Here is a 21176-nt window from a genome sequence, read left to right as displayed (position 1 = left end):
ATCAAGCTTTTAGCCTACGCACTACTGCGTTCGAGCGCATCCACCACCGACTTAAGTGAGCCCTGCAGCCGCAGGAATGCATTACTGGCCGAGTTAGCCTCGCGCAGGTTTCGCTCCACCAGCCCGGTAAAAAAGTTCTCCTGCTCTTCGGTCATATCCAGCACATGGAAGCTGGCGCGGATTTCAGAAGTGATATTGGTCAGCGCATGGCAAAAGCGCTCATCGCTCTCCTGAATGCTGTTCGACAGCCCGCCAACCAACTGCTGGATATTGGCAATAGCCTTTTTCAGGGTTTGCTGGCGGGAGATGTCCAGGATCCGCGCCTCCAGCCCCTCTACGACCACCGCAATCACATCGCGAATTCGGCCGTAAAGCACCTCATCATTCAAGGGCATGTTTTTAATCAAAAAGGACACGTGCTTGTCGTTGCACACGGTGCGGGAGCCAAAGTCGTACAATCGTCCCTGATGGTCGAGCAGCTCAAAAATATTGGCCTCAATGGGGCTGATGGCGGTGTGCTCAGGCACAAAATACAGTGGCTCTTCCACCCGGATCTCAAGGCAGGTTTTCAGTTCCAGCTGATTCATCAAATCGAAAAAAGCATCCGCCAGCGAGCGATAGTCCTGACATAAGAAACACTGACGGAAAAACTGCAGTACGGCACCATACTGAGACGACTCATTCATCGACTGGAATGCCATATTGCGGGAAAAACTTTCCGCCTCGGCAAGCGAGCGCTTCTTGATTTGATAGGTCGCCACTGCGTGGGTTTTAGCCATCAGCTCTTTAAGTTCAAAGGGCTTGGCAATAAAGTCGACTCCTCCGGCCTCGTAAGCTTTCAGTCGCTCTTCAAGGGTATTCATACCCGAAACAAAGATAACTGCGCTGTCGATGCCTGCCTGCTGCAATTCACCGCAAAGGGCAATGCCCGAGGTGTCAGGCAGGCTGATATCCATCAAAACGATGTCGGGCTTTTTGCCGCTCAACGCCTTTTTGTAACTATCGGCATTGAAAAACAACTGCACCTCATAGTCATCCTGCAACACTTCACGCATCAGATGGCAATAATCGGTGTCGTCATCCACTATCCACACATTGAGTCGTTCCATCAGTTTACTTCTCCTTTTCCCGCAAATTTCACCCCGACTTCTGCCAGCGCATTGGCAAAGGCAGAAAGCTCGAAGGGTTTGTGTAGTACCTTGAATGGCATTTCTTCGTGTTTTTCCACGCCTATATCTTCAATAAAGCCCGATACCAGCAGCACCGGCATCGGGTGCAGCGCACTGAGTTCGCTGGCAAGCTCGTAACCGTTGATGCCACCGGGCATCAATACATCGGTTACCAGTAGCCCGGCGTCACAGGGATTGTGGAGGTATTTCTCGCGAATGCTGACCCCATCGCTGAAGGTTTCAACCTCCATGCCCATCAACTGACAATAATCACTGAGCACATTCAGCAGCTCCGGCTCGTCATCAACCAGCAACGCCCTGAGTGGCCCGGCTACCTGGGGTACGCTGGCATCGCGGGTAAGCTTGGGAGCAAGCGCCGCCTTTTTGGCCTTCACCGCAGGAAACCAGAGCCGAAACTCGGTGCCGCAGGGGCCGGTAGCGATGACATTCATATAGCCACTGGAGCGCTTCACAAAGCCGTAAATCATGGCAAGGCCAAGGCCGGTGCCTTTGCTTTTATCCTTGGTGGTAAAGAAGGGCTCGAAGATTTTCTCCAGCAAATGCAGCGGAATACCGTGACCCGAATCGGTAACTGAAATCCATACGTAACGGCCAGCCTCCACCATCACCTTGCCGCCAAGACCCGGCAAAAAACCAGCCAAATCCTGCTCGCCGGTGGAAATGGTCAGGGTGCCCTCGCCGTTCATTGCATCCTTGGCATTGATCACCAGATTAAGCAGCGCATCTTCCAAATCGCCACGGTCTACCATCACATCCATGGTTTGCGGGGCAGGCTCAAACTGCAGCCGGATCTGGCTGGTGAGCGATTTGGCGAATAGATCTTTCAGACTTTCAATAACTTCATTTACCTGACAATGCTGGGCATTAAACTGCTCCTGGCGAGAAAACTGCAGCAACCGACGGGTAAGCTCTGTGCCCCTTTGGCAGGACTTCAGCGCCGTATTCAGGTAACTCTCAAGCCGCTCGTCCCGGTTTTTGAGTTGCATCAGCTCGACATTGCCTTTGAGCACCCCAAGAATGTTATTGAAATCATGGGCAATACCGCCCACCAGTTGACCAATGGCCTGCATTTTCTGGGTGCGGGCGACTGTGTGCTCCATGGCGCGATACTCGGTGTAATCACGGCCTATCAGCGCAAACAAGCCTCCTTTATTGTCCTGCTCCAATGCCACCACGTGCATATGCAAAAAGGCGAGCTCACCGTTGGCTTTTCGACAATAAATCTCATCGTCAAAGTCCTGCCCGGCAGTTAATGAGGCACAGAGGTCCACTTCATTACCGTTGGCCTGGGTACCTTTGGGGAACAACTGCGCTAACGACATCCCCTGCAACTTGCTGCGCGGGTAGAGACTGATGCAAATAACCGCGGCATTGGCGTAAACGATTTCGCTGCTGCCTTCGTGGTACTGCTTTACCACCAGAATGAAATCATCGCTGTTGCTGACAATAGCGCGGAACATTTCCTGCTCTGACTCGCCCCCGGCGAGCTCCTGTAAGCGGTTGTGCCATTGCAGCGACTGGCGGGTAAGGATACCCATCAGGATATCGGCAATAAGCTCGCCGAAGCTCAGCATGAAGCCGAACCAGGCATCTTTGGGGGAATGGAAGAACACCAGCAAGTCGGTGTGTTTTACCGGCCATACCACGAACTTGTGCCAGCAATGCACCAGCCCTTCCTGCTCGGCGAAGGGCCAGTCTCGGATATCTTTCCACAGGGTGAGATAACGTACCGAGTCACGGCACCAGCAGGACGCAGATGGCGGCATTTCCTCGGCGTTAACATTGGATTTCTCGACCATCAATACGGCCTGGGAGCCGCTGTGTTCGGCGAGAATTCGACAAAGGGGCAGGATAACGTCTTCCCCGCGAATAAAGCGGGCCTGGAGCCGCCCCAGTTCAGCTAGCAGGGCAGGATCAAAAACGGCTTGTCGGGCATCGAGCAGCATATTGTTGGCACCAGAGTCCATTCCAGTCGTTTCCTGTTAACCTTCTTTGATTTAAAGCTTAGTCAACTTCTGCCGCTTTGCAGAACAAGGTTCTGTATCCGATAAAAATATCCATGAAAAAAGGAGGCCGCAGCCTCCTTTTGATTAAAGATGTTGAGCACGGTTACTGACGCAGCACGGCAAACAAATGGCCCTTGAGCGCAGCAAAATCCGGCTTAAGTTCGGCAGACAGCACAGGCTTGTGCTCCACCGCCGCCAGTTCGGCGGGCAGCGGCAGCTTCAGCGACAGCTCGCGGTCGACCACATCCTTGAATTTGGCCGGATGGGCAGTGGCAAGGAAGATACCGCGCTCGCCTTCACCAAGCTGACGATTAAGCGCCTCGGCGGCGATGGCCGCATGGGGCTCAGACAAATAGCCCTGCGCATGCAGCACCTTGAGTGATGAACTGGTTTCGGCTTCCGTCAGCGCCTCACCAACAACCTCACTCAGCGACCAACCCATGGCCTTGGCAATGGCTTCCACACGGGGCCAGTTGCTGGGATCGGCCACATCCATAGCGTTGGACATGGTGGCCACAGTTGGGTTGACCTGCCAACTTGCACTTGCCAGATAACGGGGCACAGTGTCGTTGCTGTTGGTGGCAGCAACAAAACGCTTCACCGGCAGCCCCATGGCCTTGGCAAAGAAGCCCGCCGTAAGGTTTCCGAAGTTGCCACTGGGCACAGCAATCACAGGCGCATCAGCGTGCTGCTTACGATATTGGGCCACGGCCTCGAAGTAATAACAGATTTGCGCCAGCAAACGGCTGATATTGATAGAGTTAGCCGAATTAAGGTGCAGCCCTTCGCGCACATCGGCATCATCAAATGCCTGTTTCACCAACGCCTGACAGGCATCGAAATCAGATTCAACCGCCACCGTATGGATGTTGTTACCCAAGGTGGTGAACATCTTTTCCTGCAGCAGGCTGATTTTGCCCTTGGGGTAAAGCACACACACCTGCACCTTATCCAGACCATAGAAGGCATCGGCCACGGCAGCGCCGGTATCGCCGGAAGTGGCAGTAAGAATGGTCAACCGCTCATCACCGGCAAGCACGTTCAGGCACTGGGCCATAAAGCGGGCGCCAAAGTCTTTAAACGCCAGCGTCGGGCCGTGGAACAGCTCCAGACTGTATCGGCTGTCATCCACCTTCACCAGCGGCGCCGGGAAGGTAAAGGCCTTGTCGACCAGCCCATCTACCGCCTCTTGACCCAGTTCGTCGGCAAGCCAGGCGCCCAGCACCTTTTTGCTGCGCTCAGCAAAGGGCAAAGCCAGCAGGGCTTCAACGTCGTCCAGCTCAGGAATGTGGGTTGGGAAAAACAGCCCGCGGTCTTTGCCAAGCCCCAGCTTTACCGCCTGGGAAAAACTCACCCGCTCATCGGGATGTTTAAGATTGTAAAGTTCCATTGCGTATCCTTAACCTTCGCTCGCTACGACTCGGGTGCCCTGCATATCCAGACGGCACACATGGGCAAATCCGCCCTCAGAAAGATAGTTGGCTTCCAGCCAGGCCTTGGCCGCTTCGGCGGTCTCGAGGCTGGAGGTCACAGAAAAGAGTGTTGGGCCGCTGCCGGAAATGCCGCTGGTCAGCATGCCAAGCTGTGCCAGCGCCTCGCGCGCCTCAACATACCCTGGGATAGCGGGCGCACGGTATGGCTCGGCCAGCACATCCTTGAGTACCGCCAGCGCCAGCGCTTCGTCCTGACGATACGAAGCGTGCACAAAGGCCGACAGGTGACGACCAAAATCGATAACCACCGACTTGTCGTAGCTGTCCGGCATCAAAGCCCGCATCTTGGCGGTAGACAGAGAAATCCCAGGATAAGCCACCACCCAATACCAATGCTCGAAGCTGGGAATTGACTCGCAGATCCGCCCGGGCAAATCCAGCATCAGCTGCATACCACCGAGATAACATGGCGCCACGTTGTCATAATGCACCGAGCCGCTGATTTTGCCCTCAAATTCGCCCATCAGCGCCAGCAGCGCCTGTTCATCAAACGGCTTGTCGAAGTACTCATTCAGGGCATAAAGTGCCGCCACCACAGAGCTGGCGCTGGAGCCAAGACCACTGCCAACCGGCAGGTTTTTCTCCAGCGTCAGGGCGATGCCCTGCTCTTCTTTCCCCAGCCGCTGCAAAAAGAACTCGGCGCACTGCCACACTATGTTCTCTTCTGGATTGGCTGGCAGCTTATGGGCCCAAACACCTGTGGTATTCAGGGCGAGGCCAGCATCGGCCCTGGTTATCATCACTCTGTCGCCGAGCAAATTGCCATCGATGGGCGCCAGCGCCGCACCGAGCAAATCGAATCCTACGCCCACATTGCCCATGGAGGCCGGGGCATACACGGTCAAACTCATAAACTCACCTCACGGGTCCAGTTCAGGGTACGCAGCAAATCGGCAAAGGCGCCGGCCGCAGTCACATCAGTACCCGCACCATATCCCCGCAGAACAAACGGAATAGGTTGATAGTAACGGCTATAGAAGGCGAGCGCATTCTCGCCGCCTTTCACGCTGAAAAGTGGGTCCTCAGGCCCAACAGCCTGAATGCTCACCCGGCAGCCTGACTCATCGATTTGCCCCACGTAGCGCAGCACCTTGCCCTCGCTGCGGGCATTTTCCACCATAGCGGCAATCTCGGCGTCCGCCTTGGGCAGATTCGCCATAAAAGTATTTACATCGCCGCTGGCATCGAAAGTGGCTGGCAGCACCGAATCCACCACCACATCCTCAAGTTCAAGCTCCATTCCCACCTCACGGGCGAGAATAAGCACCTTGCGGGCCACATCCATACCTGAGAGATCGTCTCTTGGATCCGGCTCGGTAAAGCATTTGTCACGGGCGATGCCGGTCGCTTCCGACAGGCTCATGCCCTCATCCAGCTTGCCAAAGATAAACGACAGCGAACCTGAGAGTATGCCATTGAATCTGTGCAACTTATCACCGGCGCAGAGCAGCTTTTTCAGATTATCGATAACCGGCAATCCGGCGCCGACGTTGGTCTCATACAGGAACTGACGTCTGTTTCTGAGCGCCGCTTCGCGCAGCGCCCGGTAGTAATCCAAATCACGGGTATTGGCCTTCTTATTAGGCGTCACCACGTGCATGCCCGCTTCCATCACCTCAAGATATCGGTCGGCTACGGCTGAAGACGAGGTGCAGTCCACCAGCACCGGATTCAGCAGCTGCTTTTCTTTGGCCCACGAGAGCATGGCGCCCAGATCGCAATCGGTTTCACTGTCAGCGAGCAGCCCCTGCCAATTGCCAAGGTCAATGCCGCGCGCATCGAGCAGCATCTTGCGCGAATTGGCGATACCACAAACACGGATGCTGATATGCAGCTCTTTGAGCGCTTCGGCCTGGTTCTTCACCTGTGCCAGCAGTCCGGCGCCCACATTACCTGCGCCTACCAGGAACACATCCAGATATTGCTGCACATCGAAGAAGCGCTGATGACAGGCGCCGATGGCATTCTGTACCTTGCGCTGCTCCACCACCGCAGAGATAGAGCGCTCAGAGGAGCCCTGGGCGATAGCAACAATGTTCACGCCCGACTGAGCCAGCGCCGAGAAAAACTTGGCCGCTACGCCCTTGTGGGTGCGCATGCCATCGCCGATAAGTGACACGATCGCCAGGCCGTCACGGGCCTCCAGCGGCTCAAGCAGTTCGCTCTTGAGTTCAAGTTCAAACTCGAGCTGCAGCGCCGATTTCACCTTGGCAGCATCGTTACCGGAAACGCAAAAGCTGATGGAGTATTCACAGGAGCTTTGGGTGATAAGCGACACAGATACACCGGCACGGGCGATGGCGCCCAGGGTGCGGCTGGCCATACCCACCATGCCTTTCATGCCGGGGCCGGACACATCGAACATGGTTTGGTTGTCGAGGCTGGAGATGGCTTTTACCTGCAGCCCGGTCTCATCGGCGGCGTTGGATACCAGGGTGCCCGGCGCCGACGGATTAAAACTGTTTTTGATGTAGCAAGGGATATGGAACTGAGCGATGGGCGCTATGGTCTTGGGGTGCAGCACCTTGGCGCCAAAGTAAGACAGCTCCATGGCCTCCTGATATGAGAGCTGCGACAACAGCTTGGCATCGGCAACCACCCGGGGGTCGGTGTTGTACACCCCATCCACGTCGGTCCAGATCTCACAGCTTTGGGCATCGAGGCAAGCGGCCAGCACAGCGGCGGAATAGTCAGAGCCATTGCGCCCGAGGGTCACGGTGCGGCCCTGCTCGTCGGCGGCGGTAAAGCCAGGCATTACCCACACACGTTTACTTTGCAGCGCCAGAGCCTTAAATCTTGGCTTACTGACAGCGATATCCACCACAGATTCCAGCGGTGTGCCATGGGCCAGAAACAGGGCTCTGGGGTCCAGCTTATCGGCGCCGGGGCCATCGGCATTCATCAGGGCAACCATCAACTCAGTGGACAGCCGCTCGCCGGAGACCACGATTTCAGCGCGCACCCCATCAGGGCACTCCCCCAAAAGCGACACCCCTTGCAAGCGGGTTTGCCAGACACTGACCTGAGATGCGAGCGCGTCGGCCAGCGCCTTGCTACAGACCTTGGGACGATGGCGACAGGCATCGGCAAACAGGCTCTCAAACACGCCCTTTACCCTTCCCAGCACGGCCTCAAAATCGCCGCCGGCCACGGCCACATCCACCATTTCCAACAAACCGTTGGTTACAGTAGCGGGTGCAGACAACACGGCCGCCACCTGAGACGCTTTAGCCGCATCGGCGACGATATTGGCCGCCATTTCGAAACGCTGCCAGTTGGCCAGCGAGGTACCCCCAAACTTCATGACTTTCATCTTTGCTACTCCAATCTGCCTCGCTTGCCCCAGAAACAAAAAACCCGCTCCTTTTGGGGGAGCGGGCCTTTGTTTTGAATTTTTCTTCAGGGTGTAATCAGCCCGCCCCCATTATGGTAATGGTGGTGGTAGTAATAATGGTGGTCACTACGAGCTGCTGATACATGTGAATAGTTCACGTCCTGATTAAGGTGTGGACACAGAATTGCTTGTTTTAGCCATCCTTGTCAAGCCCCGAAATCAAGTATTTTTTACAGATTGGCAACAATATTTCAGATACTGCAATCATTGCTTTCTTAAGATGAAAATACTTCAGTTTTTATCGTAAAAGATTGGCGCTAAACCCACTTAACGTAAAGGTTAACGAACGCCGCATGGAAATAGGTAATTTATTGATTATATTTAGGTTGTACTGTGGTTCGAAGCCGATAACCCACAGCCCCCTGGAGCACAGTCCGATCTGCAGCCAAATTCCCCACAATGCAGAAACGTAAAAAAAGCCGTTTAAGTTAACAATCACTGATGTAAATCATCGCCAGCCCCCGAAAAGCGGGGTATTATGCCGCCACATTGCGTATATGGAGGCAGTATGAAGATCACTAAGCACAGCGCGGTAACCATCCACTATCGCTTGAGCGATCAGCAAGACCAGCTGATTGAAAGTTCCTTTGAGGCCGACCCCATGGTGTACCTGCACGGTGCCGAGAATCTGATCCCTGGTCTGGAGTCCGCTCTGGAAGGTAAAGCTGCCGGCGAAAACCTGGAAGTAACCGTAGATTGCGAACAGGCCTACGGTCCATACCATGACGGTCTGCGTCAGGAAGTGCCACTGGAAGCCTTCGGCGGCATCGAAGACATAGTGCCCGGCATGCGCTTTATCGCTGAAACCGAAATGGGTCAGCGTCCGGTTCAGGTAACCGAAGTGCTGGACAACAGCGTGATTGTTGACGGTAACCATCCGCTGGCCGGCCAATCACTGACCTTCTACGTTGAAGTGGTTGATGTACGCGAAGCCAGCGCTGAAGAAGTTGCCCACGGCCATATCCACGCCCACGGCGGCTGTGGCGGTCACCACCATCACCATGATGAAGGCGGTTGCTGTGGCGGTCATGATCACGACCACGGTCACTGTGAACACGACCACGAAAAAGAAGCCAAGCCAGGCTGTGATGGCAACGGTGGTTGCGGCTGCCGGGGCTAAGGCGCCAACCATTAGTTGGAAATCCATCGAAAATACCGGTCATTTTTTGGCCGGTGTTTTTTTTATGGCGTAAACTCATTGTTGGCAGGGATTGCCAACTTAACCCGCAACAAGGAGTGTCCCATGTTGAGTCGAGCCCTTTACGAACCCCTACCCCACGCCTGCATGCTGGCTGCGGCCATCACCCTGATCTGGCATCAGTCGACTTTGAGCCTGGCCGCCGGATTGCTGCTGTTTTTTATGGGGGCGCGCATCTATATCATGCGCTCGGAAAACCGCCGCACCGATCCTGCACGCAAACGCAAAAAAGGTCGTCTGCCCAAGTTCATGTACGAGCTTTTTCCATTCGCCTGTTTGGCGCTCAGCGTGCTGTTACTGGGAATGAGTGGCAACGGATGGCACATAATGCCGTCGCTGGCTTTGATGGCCTACGGTCTTTACGTGTTGGCAAGCCGCGCCAACTACCGCCACCACCAGATACCAACCCCCTGAGCTGGCACTGCTGACGACAGTAAGACTATTGGCGTCAGCGAATATCGGCAGGATCGGTCACGATAAGCTTGGCAATGGCGGCGCGCTCGTCGTCGCTCATGTGCTTCAGGTAATTGGAGCAACGGGTGATGGTGGCAATACTTATCTGGTATTCAGCGGCAATCTGGCGCTGACTGAGCTCACCTGCCAGCAGCAACTGAAACACCTTTAAGCGGCCGGCAATCGCGCCGCGCTCTTCTTCAGTCAGCAAGAGTTGAAACAGGGTCACCAGCTCGCCCTTGTCAGGGTGAGTCAGGATTTTCTCCAATACCAGGTTCCAGGATGCCCGCATAATGTCCTCTTGCTTCGGCGTAGTGACCAGCCCAGAGTGTATCAAGCCCCCCCGCCACAGACAATTCCACTGCGCTCACTCCGGCATCACACAAAATCTAACAAATTGCGCTGTTTAGTTTGCCTTGGTTGTGGGTAGAATGGTGCGCTTTCATCCCTTGAATCATTCTGCACAAGGAAGAATAACAATGAAAAAAACACTGCTTTGCCTGAGCGCACTGCTGGCCTTCAGTGCCACCGCGAACAACTTTGAGAACACCGACGACGCCATCCACTACCGCGAGTCAGCTTTCGGTCTGATTGCTTACCAATTCGGTGACATGGGCGCCATGCTGAAAGGCAAAAAGGAATTCAACGCAGAGATTTTTGCACAGCGCGCTGCCAACGTGGCCGCCCTGTCAAAGCTGCCTGCCGAAGGTTTTATCGATGGTTCTGACAAAGGCAACACCGAAGCCCTGCCCAAAATTTGGGAAAACAAGGCCGACTTCGACAGCCGCATGACCGAATTCCAGAATAACGCTGCCAAGCTTGCCGAAGTCGCCCAAGGTGGTGACAAGGACGCCATCAAGGCGGCCTTTATGAACACAGGCAAGAGCTGTAAAGGCTGCCACGACAACTACAAGAAAGACTGATCTGACGTTGTCACATAAAAAAGCCTGCGAATGCAGGCTTTTTTATTGCGAAAAACAGTACTCACAAACTCTGAATCGCCGGCCACAGCAGCAAGTAAGCCACCGGCAAGGCCACCAGCAGCAACAGGATGGCGGCTTTCCACAAAGGCGCAAAGCTGATATCTGAGTTCACGTTAATCTCGTCACGGCGTCTGCGACCGGTCACCATGGCGCCAAGTAACTTATCGCCCTTGAGCAGATGCCACAGCACTGCCAGCACATGCACGCCAGCGAGAATAAGCAGCAAATCGAAATTGCGCTTGTGCAACCAGGTAAGCCAGGAGGCAGTATCGCTGCTGACCATGCTCACCAAAGGCCCTTCGGTAAATACTTCATCGGTAGCAAACAGCCCAGATACCAGCTGCACTGCCAAGCAAACCAGCAGCACCAGAACCATATAGCCACCGAGCGGGTTATGGCCATGGTGCCCCTTCACGCCGCGACTGAGGGTAGTTTTGGCATATTGCAGTACCGTCACAGGGTGGTGCAAAAAGTGTGAGAAGCGAGCTGTATCACTGCCGATAAAGCCCCAAACAATCCGAAACAGCAGCAGCGCCATCAAACTATAAGCAAATACCTGATGCCATTGCATCTCGCCCACTTCGGCACTCCACCAAAGCAAACCGAGCAAGGTCACCATCAACCAATGAAAAAGCCTGACTGGCAAATCCCACACCTTGGCGTGCGTCATTACGTCCTCCGCATACACAGGAAATAGCCTGAAAAAGTATCGGGATGGTAATCAAATCGAGGGGGAAAGAGAAGGAAATGAGTGTAAGCAGGGGTGAGTTATCCATTCGAATATGCGCCTCTTTTGGGGCACATTCAAGCAAATCAGAGGCTTTTTTCGGCTTTTTGATTCAAGCGTTCAAATATAAAGCGAACGATATTCAGGCCTTGATAAAACGTGATTTTACTCACGACTTTCGCAGGGCAGGTTGGTAGTCTGAAACCACGGAAACAGAAAAAGAGGTTCGACAATATGTTGAAAATCACCAGCAAACAGTTCGAAGTTACCACTCCCATCCGTGAACGCGTAGAAAGCCGCTTTGAAAAGCTTGAACGCCACGATGTCCAGCTGATTAACCCTCACGTGATTATCAGCCAGGAGAAAGCCCTCTTTAAAATCGAAGCCTCTGTTGGCGTACCTCAAGGAGATTTATTTGCCCAGGCGAAACACGAAAACCTGTATGCAGCCATTACGGCCATGGGACAAAAGCTGGAGAAACAGCTCAATCGCCTGATCCACAAACCCGAAGCCAAGCGCAATGAAGCCGCCCCTGCGGCACCCGAAGCCGACTTGGATGATGATTACGAGAAAGAATACGCAGCTTGACCGCATCTAGTCTCAACCACAGCGCACCTCCGGGTGCGCTTTACTTTTCTGCACAGGTTGCAGATTTTTTGATTGACACCCCAAGGCTCGCCCATTAGTTTTAAAGGCCATGAAAACACCCGTATTTGCAGTTTTTACTTTCTTTTTTATTCACTTCCCTTGAGGAGGCGGATTTTCTGTGTAAAAACGAAAGTGAAAATTCAAAAGCCTCCCGCCAAACCGGGGGGCTTTTTTGTTAGGCGATGCAGTTAACACAAACAGAGGTCAGCATGGAGAAACCACAGCCCCTGAGCGAAACCCGGGAGCAGATCACCGACATCGACAACACAGTGCTGCAATTACTGGCCAAGCGCCGGAACCTCAGCCTCGAAGTTGCCCGCAGCAAAGAGGTGGATGTACGTCCGGTGCGCGACACCCAGCGCGAGCGCGAACTGCTGTCTCGACTGGTGCAAAAAGGCCGTGAACAGGGTCTCGACCCCCACTTTGTGATGCAGCTGTACCAGAGCATCATCGAAGACTCGGTGCTGAACCAACAGGCCTATCTCCATGGCCGAGCCAATCCTGAGACCCAAAAGCAGCAATATTGCATCGCTTATCTGGGCGCCCGAGGCTCCTACTCTTACCTTGCCGCCAATCGCTACTGTCAGCGCCGTCAGGTCGACATGGTGGATTTGGGCTGCCAGAGCTTCGATGAAATCGTGCACGCAGTTGAGTCTGGCCATGCCGATTATGGCTTCCTGCCGATTGAGAACACCTCCTCAGGCTCCATTAACGAAGTCTATGATGTGCTGCAGCACACCAGTCTGGCCATCGTCGGTGAAACCACCATTGAAGTGGGCCATTGCCTGCTGGCCAAGCCCGGCACCAAGGCGAGCGACATCAAGACGCTGTACGCCCATCCTCAGCCCATCAGTCAGTGCAGTCGCTATCTGGCCCGCCATCCCGGGGTAAGGCTTGAATATTGCGCCTCCAGCGCCGAAGCCATGGAAAAAGTGCAGGCGGCAGACAGCAAGGATGTTGCCGCCATCGGCAGCGCCGAAGGTGGCGCCCTGTACCAGCTGGAAGCCATCGAGAAGGGGCTTGCCAACCAAAAGGTCAACCAGAGCCGCTTTATCGTTGTGGCCCGTAAAGCGGTGGCCGTGCCCGAGCAACTGCCCGCCAAGTGCACCCTGATCATGGCCACCGGCCAGAAGCCCGGCGCCCTGGTGGAAGCTCTGCTGGTACTCAAGGCCAATAACCTCAATATGAGTAAGCTGGAAAGCCGCCCCATTCCCGGCACGCCATGGGAAGAGATGTTTTATTTGGATATCGACGCCAATCTCACCAGCGCGCCTATGCAATTGGCACTGAAAGAGCTTGAGCGCATTACCCGCTTTATCAAAGTATTGGGTTGTTACCCCTGCGAAACTGTGGCGCCCACCCAGCTCTCCAATGCCCAACTATTGATAGAGCCTGAGCATTTCCGTGCCGATGCACCAGCGTCCGCCAAGGGCCAGTCTCAGATCACTGATGCTCCGGCCCGCCACAGCCTTGGCTATAAAGAATCTGTCAGTGAAGTGCAGGCAGGCCCGCTACTGATTGGCAATGGTAATACAGGTGCTCTGGCTCAGCTTGCGCTGCCGGACACCCTTAAGGGCTTCGAGCCTTTCCTCAAGCAGCTTAAGGCCGCCGGCTTTGCCGGGCTTGTGCTGGATAAGCTGTCGGAGCGGCCGGATCCCGCCAAAGCGCTGGATGCCTGTGCCAAAGCAGCCGAGAAGTTCGGCCTTGTGACGGCGGCAGCCGTGGACAGAGAAGAGGAGCTTGAGCATGCCATCTCCCGGGTCGAGCTTATCCTGATTAAAGGCAAGCAGATGTTCAACAGACCGCTGCTGGAGCGCGTAGGTAAGCTGCATCTGCCGTTGGTGCTTGAGCGCAATACCATGGCGGATATCGATGAGCTGCTGGCTGCGGCCGATGTGATCCTGGGCGCCGGCAATCAGCAGCTGATGCTGTGTGAGTCAGGGGTCAGTAGCTTTAATAGCAGCAGCTTGGCCACGCTGGATTTGGCAGGTTTGGTGGAGCTTAAAGCCCGCAGCCATCTGCCAGTGCTGGTGAATCCAAGCTATGCGGTCAGTCACGACGCCTGTCCCCGCCAGGCCAAGGCGGTAAGAAACCTTGGTGCCGATGGCTTGCTGCTGGAAGTGCCGCTGGATGCCGCTATCGCAGAAAGTCATTACAGCGATACCCTGCGACAGTTTTTTATCTAAGTCATGACCCGACTGTTTGTGAACTGAACATGTGAAAAAGGGGCCAATTGGCCCCTTTTGCTTAGTGCGATTATCCGTTACTCGATAGAGTTGGCCGCTTGCTCCCGGCGCATCGTCGACTGAATCGCAACCCCATCAATCAGGCTGACCCAGCCCTTTACAATCCGCAGCACAAACCAGGCAAGCACAGCCACCAAAGCCGTAGCCGCCATCCACCCTGTCGGCAACCAATACCAGGCAGCTGCACCAAGCACCAACCCAAACATGGAGTTACGCTGCCACTTAAGGTGGGTAATGCAGATACTGCAGCAATCACTTTTGCGCAGCGACAGATTGAGCACCAGCGCTGCCAGCACCGGCAGCAACAGGGGAAAGGCACTCATCAGCCCATACTGCAAATGAATAAGGCTGGTATCCTGGGCGGTGGCGTGGGGCAAACTCAATTGGGCCATGGCGTGCTCCGGTAAGGCTGACGAGAGTCGGTAAATTGAACCGTTTGCAACATATTGGTCACGGCCCTGATTTAACCTTACTTTCCCATTGGCAAAAGCGCAACCAAGGCCCGAAAAAACAGCCCGAGTATATCTTTCGATGCTGAGCGCAAACTTAAGCCAGTCGACGCTCAGCAACGGTATCAGCTTCTAGCTGCCCGTCGGTTACACCGACCGCATATCGTTGACCGATTGCAGCATGGCACGGCTTTCGGTGAGGAACTGCTGGGAGTAATTGCCAAACCAGTTTGAAACTTCGTTGAAGCGCGTGATAAAGCCTGCTCTGTCACCTGTTTTCAACAGCTCCAGCGCATCGCGGTAGTTATCGAGGAAGTCAGCAATGGCCGTCAGACTCTCTTGCTGGGCGAAGATAATGTCAGCATACAGCTCGCCGCTCTGGGCAAAAAGACGCCCTACCATCGCAAGCTCCAGCCGGTAAATGGGCGAGCTGAACTCGAGCAGGGTATCGATGTCCGCCTGCTCACGGCAAAGGTTCAAGCCATAGACGAACGACGAGAAGTGACGCATGGCCTGCACCAATTGCATTGCCTTATCGTGGCGACCGGCGTCGGCCTCCACCAGGCGTGCACCCCAAATGCCAATCTGCTCCATCAGCCACTGGTACTGGTTTGGCTCACGGCCATGGCACACCACCACCACCTGCTTGGCAAGGCTGCCCACATCCGGGCCGAACATGGGGTGTAGCCCGACAACCGGCCCTTTGTGAGTTTCCAGCATGGCCTTGAGTGGCGCCCCCTTGACGGAGGTCAGATCCGCCAGTATGCAGTGCTTTGGCAAATTACCCAGGCGCTCACGGATAAGCGAACAGGTAGCGGCAATAGGCACAGTCACCAGCACCAAACCGGCGCCTTGAAACAGCTCGTCGGCATGGTCCCAATCCTCTTTGTCCAAGAGGCGCACCTCATATCCAGAGAGCGCAAACATCTGGGCGAACAATCGCCCCAGCTGCCCCTGACCACCTATGATGACGATATGGCCAAGCTCAGGGTTCACCTGTTTGAAGCCCACATCCTTCTCGCTCATGTAGGATTCACGCATCAGCCGTCTCAAGATGTCTTCAATCAGCTGCGGGCTCACCCCCATGGCCTCGGCTTCGGTGCGGCGCTTGCCGAGCATGGCCGCCTCCCGCGCCGGGGCATAAATCGGTAGCCCAGCAGCGTGTTTGACGGTACCGACCTGGGCCACCAGATCGAGACGTTTTCTCAGCAGCGACAGAAGCTGGCTGTCTACACCATCAATAAGGTCCCGTAAATTCTCGAGTTCGGCGGTGGTCTTTTCGCTCATATCAAATATCCTGTCAGCCATTGGCGGCCCTTGGGATGGCAAAACGGCCTGGGATCACCCCGGCAAGGGTCTTGGCGCCATCACGAAGCAAGGTTTCGGTGGTCTGCCAGTCGATGCAGGCATCGGTAACAGATACGCCGTATTTAAGCTCAGACAGGGGTTTGTCACAAGGCTGGTTACCGGCATTCAGATGACTCTCCAACATCACCCCAATGATGGCGTCACTGCCGGCGGCAACCTGGTCGAACACGTCACGGCACACAGGGTCCTGACGGTTATGATCTTTGGAGGAATTGCCATGGCTGCAGTCAATCACCAATTTGGGATCAAGACCCGCCCAGCGCACCTGAGTTTCACATTCGGCTACGCTGACGGCGTCGTAGTTGGGCTTGCTGCCGCCGCGCAGAATGATATGGCCATCGGGGTTACCATTGGTTTGCAAAAGCGCCACCTGGCCCTGCTGGTTAATGCCCATAAAGCGGTGACCACTGGCGGCGGACTTCATGGCATTGATGGCCACATCCAGCTTACCGTCGGTGCCGTTTTTAAAGCCAACCGGCATCGACAGACCTGAGGCCATTTCCCTGTGGGTCTGTGACTCAGTGGTGCGGGCACCGATGGCTGACCAGGTGATAAGCTCTGAAATGTACTGGGGGCTGATAGGGTCGAGCGCCTCGGTGGCCACCGGCAGTTCAAGCTCGGCGAGGAAAATCATCAGCTCGCGGGCAAGGCGTAAGCCCTTCTCCACATCGAATGACTCATCCATATCCGGGTCGTTAATCATGCCCTTCCAACCTACTGTGGTTCGGGGCTTTTCGAAGTAGACCCGCATCAGAATGAAGAACTCGTCTTTGAGCTCATCATGGAGCTTTTTAAGCTTAAGGGCATACTCCTTGGCGGCGGCGATATCATGGATAGAGCAAGGACCCGCCACCACCAACAAGCGAGGGTCGCGTTTGTGCACTATGTCGGCCACGGTGCGGCGGGAGCGCAAAATATACTGGTACCCATGCTCCGACAATGGCAGTTCGCGTTTTAGCTCTTGTGGCGTGATAAGCACCTTCTCGGCGCTGATGTGCACATTGTTGATGGTATCTTGCTGCATGGGTTCACCTTTTATGTTTAACGGCGCTGACATTGCCCCATCGACAACCTCAGCTGACATCTATACATTCAAAACTGTATTTTTGTAATGCTACACCATTACACTTGAGAGCACAGTGTGCCTGTTTAGTCGGCGGCCTGCAAGCGCAGTTGATAAAAATTCATTCAAAATTCGTGGGGATGCCGTCAGAAGGCGGGAGGAAAGCCGTGGCAGCGGCAACTTTACGATGGCGACAAAAACAAAAAACCGCCACGAGGGCGGTTTTCTGTGCGAACACTTGCGTCTTTTTTGGGCGATTACTTGGTCGCCAGCTTCTCACGGATACGTGCAGACTTACCTGAACGCTCACGCAGATAGTACAGCTTGGCGCGACGAACGCGGCCACGACGCTTAACTTCGATGCTGGAAATCAGAGGGCTGTGAGTTTGGAAAGCACGCTCAACACCTTCGCCGTTAGAAATCTTACGAACGGTAAAGGCAGAGTGCAGACCACGGTTACGCTTGGCGATTACAACGCCTTCGAAGGCCTGCAGACGCTCTTTGTCACCTTCTTTAACACGAACCTGAACCACTACGGTATCACCTGGGCCGAAATCAGGAACGTCGTTTTTCATTTGCTCATCGTTGAGCATCTTGATGATGTTGTTCATGTAAACTCCATACTAGATTTAACTGAGCTACGACTACTGTGGATTATCCATTTCGTCGACAAACTGGGCCAAAAGGCGGGTTTGTTCGTCAGTCAGAGCTAGATTTTCAAATAATTCTGGTCTTCTTAAAAAAGTTCTTCCGAGACTTTGTTTAAGACGCCAGCGTCTAATATCTTCGTGGTTGCCACCGAGCAACACTGCCGGCACATCCAGTCCATCCAAAGATTCGGGCCGGGTGTAATGAGGACAATCGAGCAAGCCGTCGGAGAAGGAGTCCTGCTCCGCCGAAGCCTGTTTACCCAGCACGCCGGGCACCAGGCGGGACACTGCATCGATCAGGGTCATTGCCGGTAATTCACCGCCCGAAAGCACGTAATCACCGATTGACCATTCCTCGTCCACTTCAGTCTGAATGATGCGCTCGTCGATACCTTCGTATCGTCCACACACCAAAATCAACTTCTGCGAACCTGCCAGTTCAGTTGCGCCACGCTGTGTCAGCTTGCGCCCCTGAGGCGACAGATAAATTACCTTAGCACCTTCACCAGCCGCCTCACGGGCAGCTTGGATGGCATCTTTCAGTGGTTGCACCATCATCAGCATTCCCGGTCCGCCGCCATAAGGTCGGTCGTCCACGGTTCTGTGCCGGTCATGGGTGAAATCACGGGGATTCCACGTGTGCAACTCCAGCAGGCCATTCTTGATGGCCCGACCCGTGACCCCAAAATCAGTGATGGCACGAAACATTTCGGGAAACAGGGTTACTACCCCTAACCACATGTTTAGTACCTCGATTTAGAAGTCAGGATCCCAATCCACAATAATCTGTTTTTCCGCCAGTTTGACCTCAAGGACGAACTGGTCGGGAAGAAACGGAATCATACGTTCCGTTTTGCCGAAAGCATCTTTGGCGTTGGCCTTCACCATGAGTACGTCGTTGGAACCTGTTTCCAGGATCTGGTCAACCACACCCATGTTGTAGCCCTTGGTGTTGATAACGTCACAGCCAATGAGATCGCGCCAGTAGAACTCGTCTGAGGGCAACTCGGGCATTTGGTCCGCCAGGATCCCAATCTCACAGTTAGTGAGCATCTGGGCCTGATCCCTGTCATTCACGCCTTCAAGGGCAGCCACAACTGACTTCCCATGAAAACGCCACTGGGACACCTTCACTTCGCGCCACTTTCCCTGCTCGTTAAGAAACCAGGGAGAGTAGTCAAAAATACCTTCAACGGAATCGGTATAGGCCGTGATCTTCAGCCAACCTTTAACGCCATAGCAGGAGCCGATTTTGCCCACTACTACCGGCTGTTGGTTACTGCTCATCAATCTATACCTTTACGCCATTAAGCAGCAGCTTTACGGGCGTCTTTGATCAGCTTGGCTACGCGATCGGTAGTAGAAGCACCGTTGCCTACCCAGTGATCAACACGGTCCAGATCCAGACGCAGAGTTTCTTCCTGGCCTTTGGCCAGAGGGTTGAAGAAACCAACGCGCTCGATGAAACGGCCGTCACGGGCGTTACGAGAGTCAGTAACTACGATGTTGTAGAATGGACGCTTTTTAGCGCCACCGCGAGCTAAACGAATGGTAACCATGCGTTTTTTGTCCTCTAATGATTTGCACGAAGCAAAAATAAAAACTGGAACCCCGTGTTCGCGGAAGAGTCCCAGCAAGAAAGCCGAAGAATTTTACCTGAGTTTCAGGCGAATGCAACCGGATTTGGCCATTTTTCCGGCTGCACCTTACCGGGATTAGCGCCCGGGTAACTTCATACCGCCGGGCATCATACCGCCCATGGCGCGCATCATTTTCTGCATGCCACCCTTGGAAGACATCTTTTTCATCATCTTCTGCATCTGGGTGAACTGCTTGAGCAGACGGTTAACGTCTTGAATTTGTGTGCCAGAACCCGCTGCGATACGACGCTTGCGCGAGCCCTTGATGATATCCGGGTTACGGCGCTCACCCGGCGTCATTGAATTGATGATAGCTTCCATCTGACGGGTCATCTTGCCGTCCTGAATTTGTGCCATCGCCTCGGGCGGCAGCTGGCCAACTCCAGGCATTTTCTCCAGCAGGCCCATCATGCCGCCCATGTTCTTCATCTGCTGCAGCTGCTCGCGGAAGTCTTCCAGGTCGAAATTGCCACCGGACTTGACCTTGGAGGCAAGCTTCATCGCCTTTTCTTTATCAACGCCGCGCTCAACCTGTTCAATCAAGGAGAGCACGTCGCCCATGCCGAGGATGCGCGAGGCCACACGGTCTGGGTGGAATGGCTCGAGGGCATCGGTCTTCTCGCCAACACCGAGGAACTTAATAGACTTGCCGGTAATGTGGCGGATAGACAGGGCAGCACCACCACGGGCATCACCGTCGACCTTGGTCAGTACCACACCGGTCAGCGGCAGGGCTTCGTTAAATGCCTTGGCGGTGTTGGCCGCGTCCTGACCTGTCATGGCGTCAACCACAAACAGGGTCTCAATGGGCTTCACCGCTGCATGCAGTTCTTTGATCTCGTCCATCATGGCATCGTCTACGTGCAGACGGCCGGCGGTATCGAGAATGACTACATCGATAAACTTAAGCTTGGCGTGGGCAATGGCAGCATTGGCAATGTCGATGGGCTTTTGGCTCACATCGGAGGGGAAGAATTCCACTTCCACTTCATTTGCCAGGGTCTCAAGCTGCTTGATAGCGGCCGGACGGTAAACGTCGGCACTGACCACCAGCACAGATTTCTTCTGGCGGGTACGCAGGAACTTGGACAGCTTGGCCACCGAGGTGGTTTTACCGGCACCCTGCAGACCTGCCATCATGATTACGGCGGGTGGCTGGGCTGCCAGATTCAAGGCCTCATTGGCCTCGCCCATGGCTTTTTCCAGTTCGCTTTGAACGATTTTGACGAACACCTGGCCAGGGGTCAGGCTCTTGGCAACCTCCTGCCCTACCGCACGCTCTTTAACGGCATTTACGAATTCACGGACAACCGGCAAGGCCACGTCGGCCTCCAAAAGCGCCATGCGCACTTCGCGCAGGGTGTCTTTAATGTTGTCTTCCGTTAAGCGACCGCGACCACTGATATTCTTCAGCGTACGCGACAGTCTGTCGGTCAGGTTCTCAAACATCGTCCAGTGCTAACCTATAAGAATTGTCAAAGTTGGCCTGTATTATAGCGATGCCAGCGGTTTATGCTACCTGCCAAAAGCGACCAACACCCACCACGGCCAATAAAGCAGAGCTAACAATCAGAATTGGCTAAAATTTGCAACTCACATCACTGCCCATTTGTGCAAGGCTCGTGTTATTCTAATTCCCGAATCGCCAATCCCGCTTTCGCTACGCGA

At 54.5% G+C, this 21176-nt stretch carries 20 protein-coding genes and 1 other annotated feature; of the genes, 5 read left to right on the top strand and 15 right to left on the bottom strand.

Annotated features, from left to right (window positions below; genetic code table 11):
• Nucleotides 1-14: 14 nt before the first annotated feature.
• The 5 genes from STH12_RS02160 to thrA form a co-directional block, all read right to left on the bottom strand.
• Complete coding sequence (locus STH12_RS02160) at nt 15-1109, bottom strand: response regulator transcription factor (protein ID WP_126166040.1); 1095 nt, start codon at nt 1107-1109, stop codon at nt 15-17.
• Nucleotides 1109-3157, bottom strand: coding sequence for a hybrid sensor histidine kinase/response regulator (locus STH12_RS02155; protein WP_126166039.1), 2049 nt, complete (start codon nt 3155-3157; stop codon nt 1109-1111). The genes STH12_RS02160 and STH12_RS02155 overlap by 1 nt, the downstream gene beginning before the upstream one ends.
• 142 nt (nt 3158-3299) lie before the next feature.
• Nucleotides 3300-4586, bottom strand: coding sequence for a threonine synthase (gene thrC / locus STH12_RS02150; RefSeq protein ID WP_126166038.1), 1287 nt, complete (start codon nt 4584-4586; stop codon nt 3300-3302).
• Between the two features lie 9 nt (nt 4587-4595).
• On the bottom strand, nt 4596-5540 hold the full coding sequence (gene thrB / locus STH12_RS02145) for a homoserine kinase (RefSeq protein ID WP_126166037.1): 945 nt from the start codon (nt 5538-5540) through the stop codon (nt 4596-4598).
• The gene (thrA, locus tag STH12_RS02140; protein WP_126166036.1) at nt 5537-8002 is read right to left on the bottom strand and encodes a bifunctional aspartate kinase/homoserine dehydrogenase I; all 2466 of its coding nucleotides are present in this window, start codon (nt 8000-8002) and stop codon (nt 5537-5539) included. The genes thrB and thrA overlap by 4 nt, the downstream gene beginning before the upstream one ends.
• A gap of 589 nt (nt 8003-8591) precedes the next feature.
• On the opposite strand from thrA, the gene slyD reads away from it, so the two are divergent.
• Both slyD and STH12_RS02130 read left to right on the top strand, forming a co-directional pair.
• Nucleotides 8592-9203 carry a peptidylprolyl isomerase gene (slyD, locus tag STH12_RS02135; RefSeq protein ID WP_126166035.1) on the top strand — a complete coding sequence of 204 codons (612 nt, stop codon included), beginning with the start codon at nt 8592-8594 and terminating at the stop codon, nt 9201-9203.
• A 123-nt stretch (nt 9204-9326) separates the two neighbouring features.
• Nucleotides 9327-9695: a hypothetical protein gene (locus STH12_RS02130; RefSeq protein ID WP_126166034.1), complete on the top strand. Its 369-nt coding sequence runs from the start codon at nt 9327-9329 to the stop codon at nt 9693-9695.
• Nucleotides 9696-9729: 34 nt separating this feature from the next.
• Here the strand turns inward: STH12_RS02130 and STH12_RS02125 are convergent, their stop codons facing one another.
• Nucleotides 9730-10026, bottom strand: a complete 297-nt coding sequence (locus tag STH12_RS02125) for a Trp family transcriptional regulator (RefSeq protein ID WP_126166033.1) — start codon at nt 10024-10026, stop codon at nt 9730-9732.
• A gap of 187 nt (nt 10027-10213) precedes the next feature.
• Here STH12_RS02125 and STH12_RS02120 point away from each other — a divergent pair, with 187 nt between their 5' ends.
• Complete coding sequence (locus tag STH12_RS02120) at nt 10214-10657, top strand: c-type cytochrome (RefSeq protein WP_126166032.1); 444 nt, start codon at nt 10214-10216, stop codon at nt 10655-10657.
• A gap of 61 nt (nt 10658-10718) precedes the next feature.
• Here STH12_RS02120 and STH12_RS02115 read toward each other — a convergent pair whose 3' ends face one another.
• Entirely contained in the window at nt 10719-11387 is a 669-nt protein-coding gene (locus STH12_RS02115) for a cytochrome b/b6 domain-containing protein (protein ID WP_126166031.1), read from the bottom strand.
• A gap of 291 nt (nt 11388-11678) precedes the next feature.
• Here STH12_RS02115 and hpf point away from each other — a divergent pair, with 291 nt between their 5' ends.
• Together hpf and STH12_RS02105 are read left to right on the top strand one after the other, a co-directional pair.
• Nucleotides 11679-12032, top strand: coding sequence for a ribosome hibernation-promoting factor, HPF/YfiA family (gene hpf, locus STH12_RS02110; RefSeq protein ID WP_126166030.1), 354 nt, complete (start codon nt 11679-11681; stop codon nt 12030-12032).
• A 111-nt stretch (nt 12033-12143) separates the two neighbouring features.
• Nucleotides 12144-12269 (top strand) — a sequence feature (Phe leader region).
• Between the two features lie 32 nt (nt 12270-12301).
• On the top strand, nt 12302-14278 hold the full coding sequence (locus STH12_RS02105) for a chorismate mutase (RefSeq protein ID WP_126166029.1): 1977 nt from the start codon (nt 12302-12304) through the stop codon (nt 14276-14278).
• A gap of 77 nt (nt 14279-14355) precedes the next feature.
• On the opposite strand, the gene STH12_RS02100 is transcribed toward STH12_RS02105, so the two are convergent.
• From STH12_RS02100 to ffh, 8 genes are all read right to left on the bottom strand, one after another.
• The gene (locus STH12_RS02100) at nt 14356-14730 is read right to left on the bottom strand and encodes a hypothetical protein (protein ID WP_126166028.1); all 375 of its coding nucleotides are present in this window, start codon (nt 14728-14730) and stop codon (nt 14356-14358) included.
• Nucleotides 14731-14934: 204 nt separating this feature from the next.
• Nucleotides 14935-16074, bottom strand: coding sequence for a bifunctional chorismate mutase/prephenate dehydrogenase (gene tyrA / locus STH12_RS02095; protein WP_126166027.1), 1140 nt, complete (start codon nt 16072-16074; stop codon nt 14935-14937).
• A gap of 13 nt (nt 16075-16087) precedes the next feature.
• Nucleotides 16088-17179: a 3-deoxy-7-phosphoheptulonate synthase gene (locus STH12_RS02090; protein WP_126166026.1), complete on the bottom strand. Its 1092-nt coding sequence runs from the start codon at nt 17177-17179 to the stop codon at nt 16088-16090.
• Between the two features lie 296 nt (nt 17180-17475).
• Complete coding sequence (gene rplS, locus STH12_RS02085; RefSeq protein WP_126166025.1) at nt 17476-17829, bottom strand: 50S ribosomal protein L19; 354 nt, start codon at nt 17827-17829, stop codon at nt 17476-17478.
• Nucleotides 17830-17862: 33 nt separating this feature from the next.
• Complete coding sequence (gene trmD / locus STH12_RS02080) at nt 17863-18609, bottom strand: tRNA (guanosine(37)-N1)-methyltransferase TrmD (protein WP_126166024.1); 747 nt, start codon at nt 18607-18609, stop codon at nt 17863-17865.
• A 15-nt stretch (nt 18610-18624) separates the two neighbouring features.
• Nucleotides 18625-19155, bottom strand: a complete 531-nt coding sequence (gene rimM, locus STH12_RS02075) for a ribosome maturation factor RimM (protein ID WP_126166023.1) — start codon at nt 19153-19155, stop codon at nt 18625-18627.
• A 20-nt stretch (nt 19156-19175) separates the two neighbouring features.
• Nucleotides 19176-19427, bottom strand: coding sequence for a 30S ribosomal protein S16 (gene rpsP / locus STH12_RS02070; protein ID WP_011759006.1), 252 nt, complete (start codon nt 19425-19427; stop codon nt 19176-19178).
• 156 nt (nt 19428-19583) lie between these two features.
• Nucleotides 19584-20957, bottom strand: coding sequence for a signal recognition particle protein (gene ffh / locus STH12_RS02065; protein ID WP_126166022.1), 1374 nt, complete (start codon nt 20955-20957; stop codon nt 19584-19586).
• Nucleotides 20958-21176 lie beyond the last annotated feature (219 nt).

Source organism: Shewanella khirikhana, from assembly GCF_003957745.1.
In the GTDB taxonomy this organism is placed as follows: domain Bacteria; phylum Pseudomonadota; class Gammaproteobacteria; order Enterobacterales; family Shewanellaceae; genus Shewanella; species Shewanella khirikhana.
This window is presented reverse-complemented; position numbering and strand designations above follow the sequence as displayed.